Annotated in this window: 10 protein-coding genes; 2 read left to right on the plus strand and 8 right to left on the minus strand. The window is 48.7% G+C overall.

Annotated features, from left to right (window positions below; translation table 11 throughout):
- Positions 1–77: 77 nt before the first annotated feature.
- The 5 genes from ACY0JR_RS16465 to ACY0JR_RS16485 are packed head-to-tail and all read right to left on the minus strand — an operon-like array spanning position 78 to position 8349.
- Positions 78–1637 (minus strand): NFACT RNA binding domain-containing protein, encoded by a 1560-nt coding sequence (locus ACY0JR_RS16465; RefSeq protein WP_462635228.1) that lies wholly within the window; start codon positions 1635–1637, stop codon positions 78–80.
- Positions 1638–1640: 3 nt separating this feature from the next.
- Positions 1641–2402 (minus strand): MBL fold metallo-hydrolase, encoded by a 762-nt coding sequence (locus tag ACY0JR_RS16470; protein ID WP_462635229.1) that lies wholly within the window; start codon positions 2400–2402, stop codon positions 1641–1643.
- Positions 2399–2677, minus strand: coding sequence for a hypothetical protein (locus tag ACY0JR_RS16475; protein ID WP_462635230.1), 279 nt, complete (start codon positions 2675–2677; stop codon positions 2399–2401). The genes ACY0JR_RS16470 and ACY0JR_RS16475 overlap by 4 nt, the downstream gene beginning before the upstream one ends.
- A gap of 24 nt (positions 2678–2701) precedes the next feature.
- Positions 2702–3079, minus strand: coding sequence for a response regulator (locus tag ACY0JR_RS16480; RefSeq protein ID WP_462635231.1), 378 nt, complete (start codon positions 3077–3079; stop codon positions 2702–2704).
- Positions 3080–3081: 2 nt separating this feature from the next.
- Positions 3082–8349 carry a PAS domain S-box protein gene (locus ACY0JR_RS16485; protein ID WP_462635232.1) on the minus strand — a complete coding sequence of 1756 codons (5268 nt, stop codon included), beginning with the start codon at positions 8347–8349 and terminating at the stop codon, positions 3082–3084.
- Positions 8350–8487: 138 nt separating this feature from the next.
- On the opposite strand from ACY0JR_RS16485, the gene ACY0JR_RS16490 reads away from it, so the two are divergent.
- Together ACY0JR_RS16490 and miaA are read left to right on the plus strand one after the other, a co-directional pair.
- Positions 8488–9573 (plus strand): glycosyltransferase, encoded by a 1086-nt coding sequence (locus ACY0JR_RS16490; RefSeq protein WP_462635233.1) that lies wholly within the window; start codon positions 8488–8490, stop codon positions 9571–9573.
- Positions 9570–10496, plus strand: coding sequence for a tRNA (adenosine(37)-N6)-dimethylallyltransferase MiaA (gene miaA, locus ACY0JR_RS16495; RefSeq protein WP_462635234.1), 927 nt, complete (start codon positions 9570–9572; stop codon positions 10494–10496). Before ACY0JR_RS16490 ends, miaA begins: the two co-directional genes overlap by 4 nt.
- Before the next feature lie 104 nt (positions 10497–10600).
- Here the strand turns inward: miaA and ACY0JR_RS16500 are convergent, their stop codons facing one another.
- The 3 genes from ACY0JR_RS16500 to pfkA form a co-directional block, all read right to left on the minus strand.
- A complete protein-coding gene (locus ACY0JR_RS16500; protein WP_462635262.1) occupies positions 10601–11644 on the minus strand; it encodes an aldo/keto reductase in 1044 nt (347 codons plus the stop codon).
- Between the two features lie 203 nt (positions 11645–11847).
- A complete protein-coding gene (locus tag ACY0JR_RS16505; RefSeq protein WP_462635235.1) occupies positions 11848–12591 on the minus strand; it encodes a hypothetical protein in 744 nt (247 codons plus the stop codon).
- A gap of 111 nt (positions 12592–12702) precedes the next feature.
- Positions 12703–13674, minus strand: a complete 972-nt coding sequence (gene pfkA, locus ACY0JR_RS16510; protein ID WP_462635236.1) for a 6-phosphofructokinase — start codon at positions 13672–13674, stop codon at positions 12703–12705.
- Positions 13675–13944 lie beyond the last annotated feature (270 nt).

The following is a 13944-nucleotide window of genomic DNA, read 5'->3' on the forward strand; positions in this document are numbered from 1 at the left end:
TCTACAGGCGCTTCTGTTTTCAGGCTGCTTTTACAAAAACAAGCTGTAAACCATTTGTCACATTAAAGGCAGCACGGTTAATTTTGCTTGAACGGGTTCTCTGGTTTCACCAGAAGTACTTTCTCCCGTTCCACTACCACAGATCCGGGAGTGGCGCCTTTCGGTTTTCTGACGTATTTTTTTGGGGTGTACAGAACAGGGCAGAGGCTGTCGTTTTTACGTTTGGAGTAGTAGGCAGCTAGCTGAGCGGCAGCTTCTATCACAGGCATGGGGAACGTCTTCCCAGATTGGTATTTAATGACCACATGGGAGCCTGGTACGTCTTTGGCGTGGAGCCAGAGATCATCTTTGTGCGTGTGTTTCAGGGTGAGCTTGTCGTTGGACTTCGCGTTTTTGCCTACCAGAATCTTAAACCCCATGGTTTCAAAGGTGTGGTAAGGCAAGTCTACTTGCACCGTTGCTTGAGCGGGAGCGTGCTGTTTCAGGAAGGTACGTAATTGCTGGGCCGTTTCTATGCTCTCTAACTCCTGCAGAAGACGGGTGAGCCGTTCAACCTCTTCCTCCTTGCGGGCGGCCCTTTCTTCTAGGAGACGCAACTCAATCTTCTGGTTTTTGGCTTTTCGGTAAAGACGTTCAGCGGTTTTCTGGGGAGTTTCAGTGGCGTGCAGTTTTATGAGGCGGGTAGTGTCTGCGTAAAAGTCGTATAACTCTATTTCTTTACTGCTCGCCGGAATGTTGGTGAGGTTGGCCATGATCACATCGGCGGTTTGGGCATAGGGAGTGCCGTGGTGCCATTGTTCCAACTGCTCCTGTATCTGCCACCATATTTTCTGCGCGCCGTCTAATTGCCGGCTTAATTGCTTATGCGTGGCGGCATAGTTCTTCTGGAAGTATTCCTGAGACCGATACTGAGGCACGAACGCATTCAGCGCTGCAATGGGATCAGTGAAGGTTTCCTGTATGTCGCCGAGGGGCAGGAGAGAGAGACGGAACAGCTTGTGAAGCGTGGTGAGGTAGTAACCGGAGGGGTTCTCCAGAAGATGAAGCATCTCCTGCACCAGGTTCCATTGGTCCTCGGGGCCGAGGTCTGCATAGTCTTTTTCCTGAAGGTAAAGCCAGGGAACATCGCCCAACGTGGGCAGCATTTTCTTGAGGTTCTGCGGTGCTTCCAGAAACTGCTCTTTTTCCAAATGCCAGTTCTGGTCCATTTGCCGGTAATCCAATTCCAGGTCTTTGGCCAGTTTCTTATGGAAAAGTTCCACGGCTTTGTCTTCTACGAACAGCACCACGTTAGAACGGTTTCCAAACAGCTTGAACAGCAACACGCAGTCATTCGTGAACTTGATGTAGAAGCTCCGTTCCTGCTGGTGTTCCCGTACTTCCAACACTTCCTGGCCCACTAAAGCCGGAAAAAGATCTACTGAATTTTGCCTGGCTCGGTTAAAAGAGGCCGGAAACTGAAGGCTGGAGAAAGTAGAGGTTTGGATGGCTTTGATGTAGAATTCCTGCTCGCCCTGAAAGAAAGCCAGCATTAACTCATCTTTCTCCTGGCTGAAAGCGGCTTGTAAGGTAAAGCCACGCAGATCAGTGTCTAGTTTCTGGGCTAGTTTCCGTAAAAAGAAGTAATTCTGGTGCACAGGTTATAAGGTAAGGACAAGTCCGTCATACGCCAGTTTCACGTAGGGGGGCAATTCTTTTTCCACCACTCGGTGCAAACCCAGCAAATGGCTGATGTGGGTGAGGTAGGCTTGCTCGGGGGCCACTTCCTCCAACACGGCCAATGCCTCTGAAAGGGAGAAATGCGAAATGTGCGGCTCTTTGCGCAGGGCATTCAGAACCACCACCTTAGAGCCCTTTATTTTTTCTTTCTCAGTATCTGAGATGAAGTTGGCATCTGTGATGTACGTGAAATCCCCTATTCTGAACCCGAACACCGGCAACTTGTGATGCAGCACGTTAATGGGCGTAATGGTGATGCCCTGTACCTCAAAAGGCGCATTCTGAATAGGATTCAGCTCCACGCGGGGTACCCCCGGATACGTGTGGTTGGTGAAGATATAGCTGAATTCCTGCTGTAACTGGTTCAGTACCCGTTGGTCGGCGTAGAGCGGCATGTCTATGTGCTGCATGAAGTTGAACGCCCTGATGTCATCTAAACCGGCGGTATGGTCTTTGTGCTCATGCGTGAAGAGCACGGCATCTACCCGTTTCACCCGTTCGCGCAGCATCTGCTGCCGGAAGTCTGGGCCTGCGTCAACAATCAAAGATTTTCCCTCTACTTCCACCAGAATGGAGACCCGCAACCGCTTGTCGCGGTAATCTAAGGAGCGGCAAACCTCGCATTCGCACCCAATGACGGGTACGCCCTGCGAAGTGCCGGTTCCTAAGAAAGTTATTTTCACGCAGCGGTTATGGTTTGGTGTTTGATGGCCAGGTACAGTTCCTGACTTTCGGGACGTAGGTTCTCCGGGCTCAGGTCTACGGCCCGGAGAATCTCTACAAGGCAATTGATTTTCCCTTCTAAAGGGAAGTACTTGTTTACTACGGCTACCTTGGTGTCTTTCAGAATACAGAAACCAGATTTGAAAGTACCTTTTTCATAACGCAGCATGTACTCAGACTCCGCAAAAATATCTTCTAACCGGTTTAGAAAGGGCCGGGTATACTTTAGCTGCATAGGTAATAGGAAAGTAGAGGTATACTAATGCACGTATTCTTTAACGGTTTGCACCAGCATATCAAAATCTAAGGGTTTAGGCAAGTACGCGTTGATACCTGCTTCTTTAAATTGTTCTAATGTGTAGTTGTTCGCATTACCCGTTACCGCGATAATTGGAATTTGCGAAATCTGTGGATCTTGGTTGGCCCGAATTTCCTTCGTGCATTCCATCCCGTTTTTCACAGGAATGTTCAAATCCATCAGAATAGCGTCTATTTTCTGGTCCTGTACCTTCTTTAGAACTTCTCCGCCGTTTTTGGCAGACACTACAGTGTAGTTTTGCAGTTCCAGGATTTTCTTGGTAAGGTTCAAAATAACAGAGCTATCCTCTGCAATCAAAATGGTTTTCGACTCGGCCATGGTTAGTTCGATAAGATTTTATTTCTGTAATTATCCCTAAAAATAGTAAAACTTGATTCTAAATCAGAAAATGTATTATTAATGTTTGTTAATTTACCATTAATAATATCATGTTCCATCTCTTTTGCCAACGTAGAGACCCCATCAAGGCCCAACGTTGACGCTGTACCCTTAATTTGATGCAGTGTACCTAAAATTTCTCTATAATGTTGTGCCACTACTTCTTTTTTGGCTTCCTCCAGCAGTTCTGAGGTTTCTTCCTCAAATTCAACATATAACTGCAGGGCAAATTCATCGCCCCCCAAGCTTTTAAGTTGGTCTACAATGCCCATATTCAAAGCCAGTTCCAGTTCGGTCTTGGGCTGTGTTTCAACGGGTACCGCCGGTTTCTCCTTTACTGTTGCTTCCGGTTTTACGCCGTGCCCGTACCATTTGAGAATACGGTCATTCAAGTCAGAAGCCTTTACTGGTTTAGAGATGTAGTCGTCCAGTCCTTCATTGATGAACTTTTCAGCATCATCTTTCATGGAGTAGGCCGTCATGGCAATAATAGGCGGACAATCAGAGCCCATCATCTTCTTAAGCTCATGGGTAGCCGTTACTCCGTCCATTTCAGGCATCTGGATGTCCATGAAAATAAGATCATAGCGTTTCTGGGCAGCTTTCTCAATGGCTTCATACCCGTTAGAGGCTACATCTGCGTGACAACCCATACGCTCTAAAAGCTTTAGGGCCACTTTCTGGTTAATCTGGTTGTCATCTACCAGCAACAGAATTGGCTCTGGGTCAAAAATGGAGATTTCCTCCATTTCTTTAGATAACTGAAGCTGTTCATGAATCTCCTTCACGTTTTCGGCTTCCTGGCAAAGAATGGTAAACCAGAAAGTACTTCCCTGTCCCGGCTCAGATTCAACGCCAATCTCGCCGCCCAGCAACTCCGTTAGTTGTTTGGAGATAGCAAGCCCAAGCCCGGTACCGCCAAACGTTTTGGAGGAAGAATTGTCTAATTGAGTGAAATTAGTGAAAAGTAATTGGATATCTTCCTCATTGATGCCAATTCCAGAATCTTTGATCCGGAACATGAGTCTATGCTCTTTTCCTTGGCCATTCACCCTGCTCACTTCTACCTTCACGGTGCCTTCATTGGTGAACTTGATGGCGTTTGAGGTCAAGTTTGATAAAACCTGCAATAAACGGGTTTCATCTGTGACAATGTACTTGGGAGTATCTTCTGAAATGGTATACGTGAACGTGAGGTCTTTTTGGGCAGCCCGGTTGGCGAACAAAGAATGTATTTTCTCCAGGGAGTAATACAGATCTATACCCGTCAAGTTCAGTTGCAGTTTACCAGCCTGTATTTTGGAAAGGTCCAGAATGTCATTCAAGATATCCAGCAAGGCATCTGAAGATTTCCGGAGGGTGTCTATATAATCCAACTGCTCGTCATCGGCGGCGGTGTGGTGCAACATATCAATCATGCCGATGATGCCATTCATAGGGGTTCTCAGTTCATGGCTCATGTTGGCCAGGAATTGGTTTTTCACCTGAAGGGAATTCTCCGCTACTTCTTTTGCCCTGATCAGTTCCCGCTGCGTGTCTTTCAGTTCCGTGATGTCTCGGCAGACGCCTTCAATGGCTACGGGCACCTGGTTTTCATCTAAGATCAGGCGTGAGTTGATGAGTACCTCAATTTCCTGTTTCTCATGGGTCAGGAGCGAGGTCTCAAAGTTGCGCACGTTCTTCTGCGCAAAGAGCATCCTGAGCAATTCTTCCCGGTCTTCTGGGCGGGCATAAAGCGCATTGGCTTTCATGCCCATGACTTCACCGGGCGTATAGCCCAGCACTTCCTGGATAGAAGGGCTGATCAACTGGAAGTCGCCTTCCATGTTGGTTTTGTAGTACAGGTCCTGGAAAGACTCAAAGATCTGCCGGAATTTCTCTTCGTTTACCGCCAGTGAGATCTGTGATAGTTTCTTTTCCGTAATGTCCAGCGCAATCGCCGACACATCTTCAAAACTGCCGTCTTCCAGGTAGATAGGGTTCAGTAATACTTCCCGCCACACGCTGGTGCCGTTGGGGTGGTGCATTTCTATCTCAAACTGCTGGGCCTCACCGGCAAAGGCAGATTCATACATTTCCTTGATCAACCGGAAATCTTCTCTGGACACAAAGGAGCCCACCATCTGGCTTAATTTCAAACCAATGGTGGCTAAACTTCCGGTCCAGGCATGGATTTCACTATAGAAGTTCTGGTTGAAAGAGGTAAGCTGGTACTGGCGGTTAATGGACCACATCAAATGGTTTCCGCTTTCAAAGATGGCTTTGAGGCGAGCATTCTGGATGTTGATCTGCTCTTCGTTTCTTTTCCGCTCAATGGCCAGGGCCACTTGGTTGGAGATAAAGTGCAGAATCTCGATATCGGTCTGTACGTACGCCTCGGGGTTTTTGTAGTCGCGCACGGCAATCACCCCAATAATGCGCTCGCCAATGGAAAGCGGAGAGGAGAGCATCACCTCAGGGATAATGCCGTTTACTTCTACTTTGCCGCTCTCCAGAAGTTCCATGAAATCTGCCTTGGTGGCATAGAGCGGCTTACCGGTTTTGATGATGTACTCGGTCATGCCCATGGAGAAAGGCCTGGGATCGGGCACGTTAGAATTCTGGTCTACGTAATACACGAAATTGATCAGGTCTTTCTCCTCATCAAACAGCGCAATGTAGAAGTTGTGCGTCTCTATGATCTTGCTGAGTTCCCGGTGAATGGCACTGTAGAGTGACGGTAAATCTTTGGAACTGATGGCCAGGTTGGCAATACTGTAATATACCTTTTGCAGACGCTCGGCCTTAATCCTATCCGTAATGTCGTGAAGAATGGCGCGGGTAGCAATGGGCTTTCCGTCCTGCCAGCTACAGTTAATACTGCCAATCAAGTGAATCGGCTTGCCGCTTTTGGTAAGGAACACCGTTTCAATCTTGTTCACGTCATCGCCTTTGTACAGGTTGCGTAGCTGGTAAATCAGCTTGGCTTTGTAGTACGGGTGCACAATGTCATTAAGGGTAAGGTTCTCAATGTCAAAGTCATTGTAGCCCAGTTTCTCTTTCCAGGCGCGGTTTACGAAAATGAATTTGTTGTCTGTAGAGATGTTCTGGATTAAGTCATGGGCGTTGTCAAACAAGTCCTGCAGACGGATTTTGTTGTCTTTGAGGGCTTCCATGGCAATCCGCTTGTCGGTCATGTCTTTGCCCACGGCGGTAATGCCCACTACGTTGCCTTCCACGTCCATCTCAAACATGATGTTCCAGCGCAGGATTTTCACTGACTGTGACTTGGTGACCAAATCCCACTCATAGTAGCTGCGGAGCGACTGGTTCTGCAACGCCTTCCTGACTTCCTGCACCCGGATGCTTCTTTCCTGCTCCGGGACAAAAAGGTTGTAGTAGTTCTGGCCCACCACCTCTTCGCGTTTATACCCTGTGTACTGTAGAAAATAGTCATTCACATACACCACCCGCAGGTCCAGGTCCATGCTCACGTACGCCAGGTTCACCTGGCTCAGGAAGGAGCGGAACTGGTGCATAGATTCCCGCAGCACTTCCTGGCGGCGCATAAGCGCCTGGGCTTCTTTGCGGGAAGTAATATCGCGCACAATGCATTGCACAAAGCTGACGCCTTCCAGCAAGATGGCACTGATACTGATTTCCGCGTCCAGAATGCTTCCGTCAGATTTCTCTAAGCGCCACTCCAGGTTACGCGGCTGGCCGTCCTGCAAGGTGCTTTCTATGATCTGCAGTGATTTCTCTATGGAAGAGGAATTGTCTGCCTGGAAAGAAGGAGAAAAATCTGCCAGTCGTTTGCCGATAATGTCCTGCTTGTCACAGTCCAGCAAGACCGTAGCCTGGAAGTTACAGTCTGCAATCTGGGTTTGGTTCAGCAGAAAAATAGAGTCATTGGAAGACTCAAACAACGTCTTGTATTTGCCCTCTGAGTAATGCAACTCCTGCCGAAGCTCAAATCTGGAGAGGTAGGAACTAACCTCAAAACCCAGGTGGTTGATGAACTCCGTAAGGCTTGGCGTCATGTTCAGGGCATCATCTATCAGCAGAATGATGGTTGCCAGGTACTGTTTGTCTGTACTGATGGGCATGGCCAACACCTCGCGTCTGTTGAAAAGATGCTGGAAGTTTTTGGAGATGCTGAGCAGCGACCGGTTCTTGCTTTTGTTTTCTAGCTGCGCCAGAAACTCTGGATTGAGCGCCAGCACGCTTTTATCTTTCAGGATGTAGGATTGCTCGCCCTTGTTGAACACCAACTGCACCAAACGGGTAGAAGGTTGGTACACAAATACGCCGCCGCCACAGATAGCCGGTAAAGTGGTTAACTCATTGAGCACCACAGAAAGGATATCATCTGCTGTTTTCAGGTTATGGAAAAGCGGCAGAAGCCGGGCCATGAACTCCTGTTCTTCCTGGCGCAGGCGGCTAGTTTCTGCTGGATCACGGGAATCTTGAAGGGGCTTGGCATTGCCTAGAATCACCTCTTGCCCAAAGTACTTCCCGCATCTGAACGAAAGCAGGAGCGGGAACAAGGTGCCGTCATTGCTCTCAAACCACCAGTCAAAGCGTTGGGTTTGGCCTTCGCAGGCCAACAGGATTTTCTTCTTGAATGCGATCCTTTCAGACGGATTTAAGTCAAACGCCTCAAAAACGCTTTTGCCAATCAGCTCCTGCTTCTCCAGCTGGATAATGGCTGCTGTCTCTTTGTTGATGTCAATGAAAATACCCTTCTTGTCCAGGATAAACAGAGGCTCATTGCTTTCTTCAAAAATAGAGCGGTAACTAGACTCAGATGCGAACATGTCACCGGCTGGCATTACCTCGGCCGTGGCCGCTCTTACCGCAATATACAAGAGCTCATGGCCATCTTGCTGCACCAGGCTGGACTTAAAGTAAAGCAGGTGGGTGTCCAGGATTTTTTCTTTAGGCTGCATGAAGCCGCTGATATTCTTGCGCGTACGGAGCAACCGTACGTTTCTGTCAAACTCCTGGCTTTGTTTCTTGTCCAGCAGTTCTTTTATGTTCATTCCTTCTGGAAAATCATTTCCTTTGAAGAACGTCTCTTTGGTTTGCTTGTTCACGCCCAGAAGAAAGCCCGTAGGAGTGCATACAAACATGTACTTTCGGCTACCGCTCACATGCTCCGCAAAATCAATTAAATGCGCGGCTGCTGCTTTCTGGGCTGTCCTGTTTACCGGTGGGTTATGTAGTGTCATTACCGTCTGTATGCTATTCTTTTGGGAACTCCGTTTCCTGTAAGCGGGGGTACTTAGGAAAAGACCTGTTTTAGCAAAAATAAACTAAAAATTGGATATTTACACTTTCTGCTTCGGCAACATTGTTTATGACTAAATATGGTTAAATCTATTGTCTTCACGGTTACAACAGATCTTACCCATGATCAGCGCATGTTGCGGATTGCCACTACGTTAGCTACGGCAGGTTATGCAGTTTGGTTGGTAGGGCGCTTACTGTCACAGTCTACCAGCTTACCCCAGGTACCGTTCCGTTACCACCGAATCCGGTGCCGTTTCCTGAAAGGACCGCTTTTCTACCTGGAGTATAACCTGCGCCTGGCAGTCTGGTTTCTTTTTCACCGCTTTGACCTGTACGGCGTGGTAGACGCAGATACTGCCCTGGCGGGAATCCTGACGACTGCCTGGCGCAGAAAGCCGCTGGTGTATGATGCCCATGAATTATTTCCGGAAATGCCCGAGGTAGTTTCTAGGCCTATGGTTAGAAAAATTTGGACATTTCTGGAGCGGAAAGCATTTGAGCGAGCCACTTTGGCCTATACCGTAAGCGCCTCTCTGGTGACCTACTTTCAGGCGAAGTACAAAAGAGAAGTGCACTTAGTAAGGAACATGCCTGTGCCGCAACCTGTTTTCGCCTTGCCCCAAACGCCGCCTTATTTCATCTACCAGGGTGCTTTAAATGTAGGCCGAGGGTTGGAGAATACCATCAAAGCCATGCAGCAAGTACCCGCTCAATTAATTATTTGCGGAGATGGCCCACTCAGGCAACAGCTTCAGGAACTTACCCGTCAGTTAGGTTTACAAGAAAAAGTCATTTTCAAAGGCAATGTAGCGCCTGCCGCGCTGGCCCAAATGACGGCCGCGGCCTGGGCTGGGATCATGTTGCTGGAAAACCAAGGACTCAGTTATTATTACTCACTAGCGAACAAGTTCTTTGATTACGTGCAGGCCGGTATTCCGCAGGTGTGCGTTCCTTTTCCTGAGTACGAACAACTGAATGCGCAGCATGAGGTGGCGCTACTGGCCAGTACAGAAGTAGAGGAAGTTCAGGCGGCGCTGTTAACTTTGCTGCACAACCAAGCGCTTTACCAGCGCTTGCAGCAAAACTGTCTGAAAGCCCGCCAAGAATGGAACTGGGAAACCGAAGGACAGAAACTCACCCAGCTTTACGCCAGATTTTCATGAAACAAGCCAAATACCTTCTTGTAGTGGTGGGCCCTACCGCCGTAGGCAAAACCGATTTCTGTGTTCAACTGGCCAAGCATTTCCATGCCCAGATTCTGTCCATGGATTCGCGGCAGTTCTTTCGGGAGTTGAGTATAGGAACGGCCAAACCCACCCAGGAAGAACAGGGAGGGGTGGTGCACCATTTCATAGATTCCCATTCTATTCTGGAGGAGTACAATGCCGGGACTTTTGAGGAAGATGCGCTGCGGGTCTTGCAAGGTTTGTTTCAGGAGCATGAGGTGGTCATCGCCACGGGCGGATCTGGGCTTTATGTGCGGGCGCTGTGTGAAGGGTTAGATGAAATGCCGGAGATTTTGCCGGGCATCAGAGAACAGTTAGCGCAGCGGCTTTCTACAGACGGACTCCCCGCGTTGGTGCAGCAGTTACGGGAGCTTGACCCAGATTATGCCCGTCAGGTAGATGTGCAGAATCCGCAGCGGGTTGTGCGGGCGTTGGAAGTGTGCCTGAGCAGCGGCCAGCCGTATTCCTCGTTCCGAAAGAAAAGCAAGGGCGCAGAGCGGGACTTCCACATCATCAAGATTGGCCTGAACCGCGACCGCCAGGAGCTGTATGACCGCATTAACCAACGCATGGATCTCATGCTGGAGCAGGGACTTCTGGAGGAGGTGAAACGCGTGTTGCCTTACCGCCAGCACCAAGCCTTGCAGACCGTAGGCTACACAGAATTGTTCGATTTTTTAGACGGCGCGTATCCGTTTGAGGAAGCCGTGCGGTTACTCAAGCGCAACAGCCGCCGGTACGCCAAACGCCAACTAACCTGGTTCACCCGTGACCCTGAAATCCGGTGGTTCCACCCCAGCCAATTGGCGCAAGTGCTGGAATACGTGCAAACTGTGATGGCCCAGACTGAACAGAACTGATTTATATTTTCAATTCACCTCAAAAGCCGAATCCGTTTAGAAGCTACTTTTCAGATAGTAGTTCCTAAACGGATTCGGACTTTCAGACAACTTATGACCTAAGATTATTTCGAATAGAAATGCGGAAGCGGATTCAGTTTGGTGTTCTGTCTCTGGTGCCAGTACGGGTAAATGGGAGGGGCCTCGCTGGCTTTGTCCAGCCTTTTCACCTGGTCCAGCGTTAAATTCCAGCCTACTGCTCCCAGGTTCTGTTTTAGCTGTTCTTCGTTTCTGGCCCCAATAATGATGCTGGAAACCGTGGGCCGTTGTAAGAGCCAGTTGAGTGCCACCTGTGCCACGGTTTTCTCGGTCTCCGCGGCAATTTCATCCATTACGTCAATGATAGAATAGAACTGCTCTTCGTTGACCACGGCTTCCGGAACGGGGCTGCCGCCCTGGGCGACGCGGCTGTCGGGGGGAAGGGGTTGGCCCCGGCGGTATTTCCCGCCTAATCTGCCCGCGGCCAGAGGTGACCAGATGATTCCGCCTACGTTTTGGTCTAACCCCAACGGCATCAGTTCCCATTCATACTCGCGGTTGGTGAGGGAGTAGTACACCTGGTGGGCTACGTAGCGGTTCCAGCCATATTTCTCAGAAACGGCCAAAGATTTCATCAGGTGCCAGCCAGAAAAGTTGGAGGCGGCAATGTAGCGCACTTTTCCGCTCTGGATCAGGTCATCTAACGTACGAAGGGTTTCCTCTACGGGCGTGTTCCCGTCAAAGCCGTGCATGTGGTAAATGTCAATATAGTCGGTGTTCAGGCGTTTGAGGCTGCCTTCTATCTGCCGCATGAGGTGGAAACGGTTAGAACCCTGGTTGTTCGGCCCTTCGCCGAACGGGAACGTCGCTTTGGTGGAAATCAGCACATCGTTCCGTCTGCCTTCCAGTGCTTTCCCCAGAATCTCTTCAGACATACCCTGCGAATAGGTATTGGCGGTGTCAAAGAAGTTCACCCCGGCTTCCAGGCAGAGGTCTACCATGCGGGTAGCCTCCTCTACCTGAGTGCTGCCCCAAGCTTTGAAAAATTCATTCCCCCCGCCAAACGTAGCGGTCCCGAAACTAAGCACCGGCACGTGTAATCCCGATGCACCAAGTAGTCTGTATTCCATTTTGTAGCCTTGTGTTTTGGAGTAAAAACGGTGTAGTAGTGTATTGGTTTTGTCTAGTTGAGGATTTGGTTCATCTCTTGGGGTCGCACCGCCGGATGAAAGTGTATTCATTTCTAAAAACCACTGTTGCAACCCAGTATCAATTACGACCTCTTGCATTTGGTGTGCAAGGCCGCCGAACATAACATGGCGTCTGCACACCGTTACCTGTCAGTTTTATTTATTTGCTTAACCCAACTTTCTTCAAATTTCTCATCTTGGGGCCTGCATCCAGATTCATTTGAAGTATACCTGAACCAAAATCTTTTATGCCTTTCTGTTGAGAATTCCTCAAACTCCCCGCTTTTTGTCTGGCTATACAGGACATATTCTTTTGCTAGGATCCCTTCAGCGCTTGGGCCATCAGTTTCAGTGGCCAAATAGTCGGGTCTTTCATCTGAGTTGAAGTCATAGAGCTCAAATTCAGAACCTGTCCTGAATCTGCCAAAGTAACTTTGTTTCTGTGACTTCAAGTCATAGATGATTTGATAACTTACACTGCAACTAGTTCCTGTGCAGGGTTCGAAGTCGAGGACGAAGCCAATCAATGATTCTTTTTCGTAGATCTTGACTTGCTGAAGGGAATTAGCGAAGTTCAAACTGTCCTTTCCAGATTTTTCGGCAGAATTGAACGTCACCTTATCACTCGTTGAGATCAAATGTCCGTCAATAGAAATCTCCACCCCACTGTTTAGCTCTTTCCAAACAATTTGGTGGTTTAAGAGCGTAAATGAATTCCGTCCATCATTATTATAAACCAAGGTAGGTGTAATGGCATAATCCCTGAGGTAGTCTTCAATCATTTTCTCATAGTAGACTTGTTTGGTAGCAACTCCAATTTTGTATGGAGTTGAAGTGCAACCCATGAGTATGACCAAACCTGAGAGCAATAAAGATTTAGATTTCATTGATTAAATGGCAGGTAACTACATGATTTAAAAAGAGAATGCGTTTTCAACCCGATTTTTAGAAATCAGGCTGAAAACGCATTAGGAAGGTTTCAGAGGTTGAAAGGCGCTTTACACGCTCAGCACTTCCACCAACTTCAGGAAGCTCTCGCTGATGGGTTTTTTCTTGGTGATGGTGTCATGGAAAGGGGTGTAGACCAGCTCGCCGTTCATGACGCCCACCATTTCGTTGGAGCGGCCGGCAATGAGGCCTTCTACGGCGGCCATTCCCATTTGGCTGCTCAACAGACGGTCGGCGGCGGTGGGGGTTCCCCCGCGTTGCACGTGACCAATGATGGTTACTTTGGCATCCATCTGCGGTAAGGCTTGCTTCACTTTGGCGGCAATCTCAGTGGCTCCGCCTTCTTCATCGCCTTCGGCCACAATGATAATGAACGAGGTTTTAGAGCGGCGCCAGCCCTGTTGCAAGGTTTCAATCACTTCGGCCATAGACGTAATGGTTTCTGGGATCATCACCATTTCGGCCCCGCCGCCAATGGCGCAAGGCAAGGCAATGTAGCCAGAATCACGGCCCATCACTTCCACAAAGAACACACGCTCATGGCTGTCGGCGGTGTCTCTGATTTTGTCAATGGCATCCAGAGCGGTGTTCACGGCGGTGTCATAGCCAATGGTGTAGTCGGTGCCGAAGAGGTCATTGTCAATAGTGCCCGGGCACCCGATGATGGGAATACCGTACTCTTCGTAGAAGGTTTTGGCACCGGTGAAGGTGCCGTTTCCGCCTATGGCGACAATTCCTTCAATCCCGAACTTAGAGATCTGGTCAAAGGCTTTTTTGCGGCCTTCGGGAGTGTGGAACTCCATGCAGCGGGCCGACTTGAGAATAGTGCCGCCTTTTTGAATAATATTGCTCACAGAATGGGAAAACAGCCGGTAGATCTCCCCCTGAATCATTCCATTAAAACCTCGGCCTATGCCGTATACTTCTAATTTATGGTAAACTGCTGTACGGACAACCGCCCGGATACAAGCATTCATGCCCGGGGCATCACCCCCTGACGTAAAAACAGCTATTTTCTTCATCTTAACATCTAAAACGAGGTGCAAAGTAAGGCATTACCACAGAAAACTCAAGCTTTTTCCGTTACCCATGTGTTAAGGCCGGGGAATCTACCCGCTTTGCTGACAAATAAATTTTCATGTTTTCGCTATGGAACAGGCTTTTAGAGACTTGTTCATAAAAATATGGATACTTTTCTGGCCAAGACACAGCAAATCTTTCAAATTTCCGTAAATTATACGGAGTAAATGGATTTGTGCAAATTTTGCACAAAAGCCGTTCCGCTCACCTAA

Source organism: Rufibacter sp. JT3400010, assembly GCF_054956755.1.

Excerpts from the sequence above, each read along its gene's own strand:
- miaA (WP_462635234.1), top strand. The coding sequence starts at position 9,570 with ATGAAACAAGCCAAATACCTTCTTGTAGTGGTGGGCCCTACCGCCGTA.
- ACY0JR_RS16475 (WP_462635230.1), bottom strand. The coding sequence starts at position 2,677 with ATGCAGCTAAAGTATACCCGGCCCTTTCTAAACCGGTTAGAAGATATT.
- ACY0JR_RS16490 (WP_462635233.1), top strand. The coding sequence starts at position 8,488 with ATGGTTAAATCTATTGTCTTCACGGTTACAACAGATCTTACCCATGAT.
- ACY0JR_RS16500 (WP_462635262.1), bottom strand. The coding sequence starts at position 11,644 with ATGGAATACAGACTACTTGGTGCATCGGGATTACACGTGCCGGTGCTT.
- ACY0JR_RS16480 (WP_462635231.1), bottom strand. The coding sequence starts at position 3,079 with ATGGCCGAGTCGAAAACCATTTTGATTGCAGAGGATAGCTCTGTTATT.
- ACY0JR_RS16505 (WP_462635235.1), bottom strand. The coding sequence starts at position 12,591 with ATGAAATCTAAATCTTTATTGCTCTCAGGTTTGGTCATACTCATGGGT.
- pfkA (WP_462635236.1), bottom strand. The coding sequence starts at position 13,674 with ATGAAGAAAATAGCTGTTTTTACGTCAGGGGGTGATGCCCCGGGCATG.
- ACY0JR_RS16485 (WP_462635232.1), bottom strand. The coding sequence starts at position 8,349 with ATGACACTACATAACCCACCGGTAAACAGGACAGCCCAGAAAGCAGCA.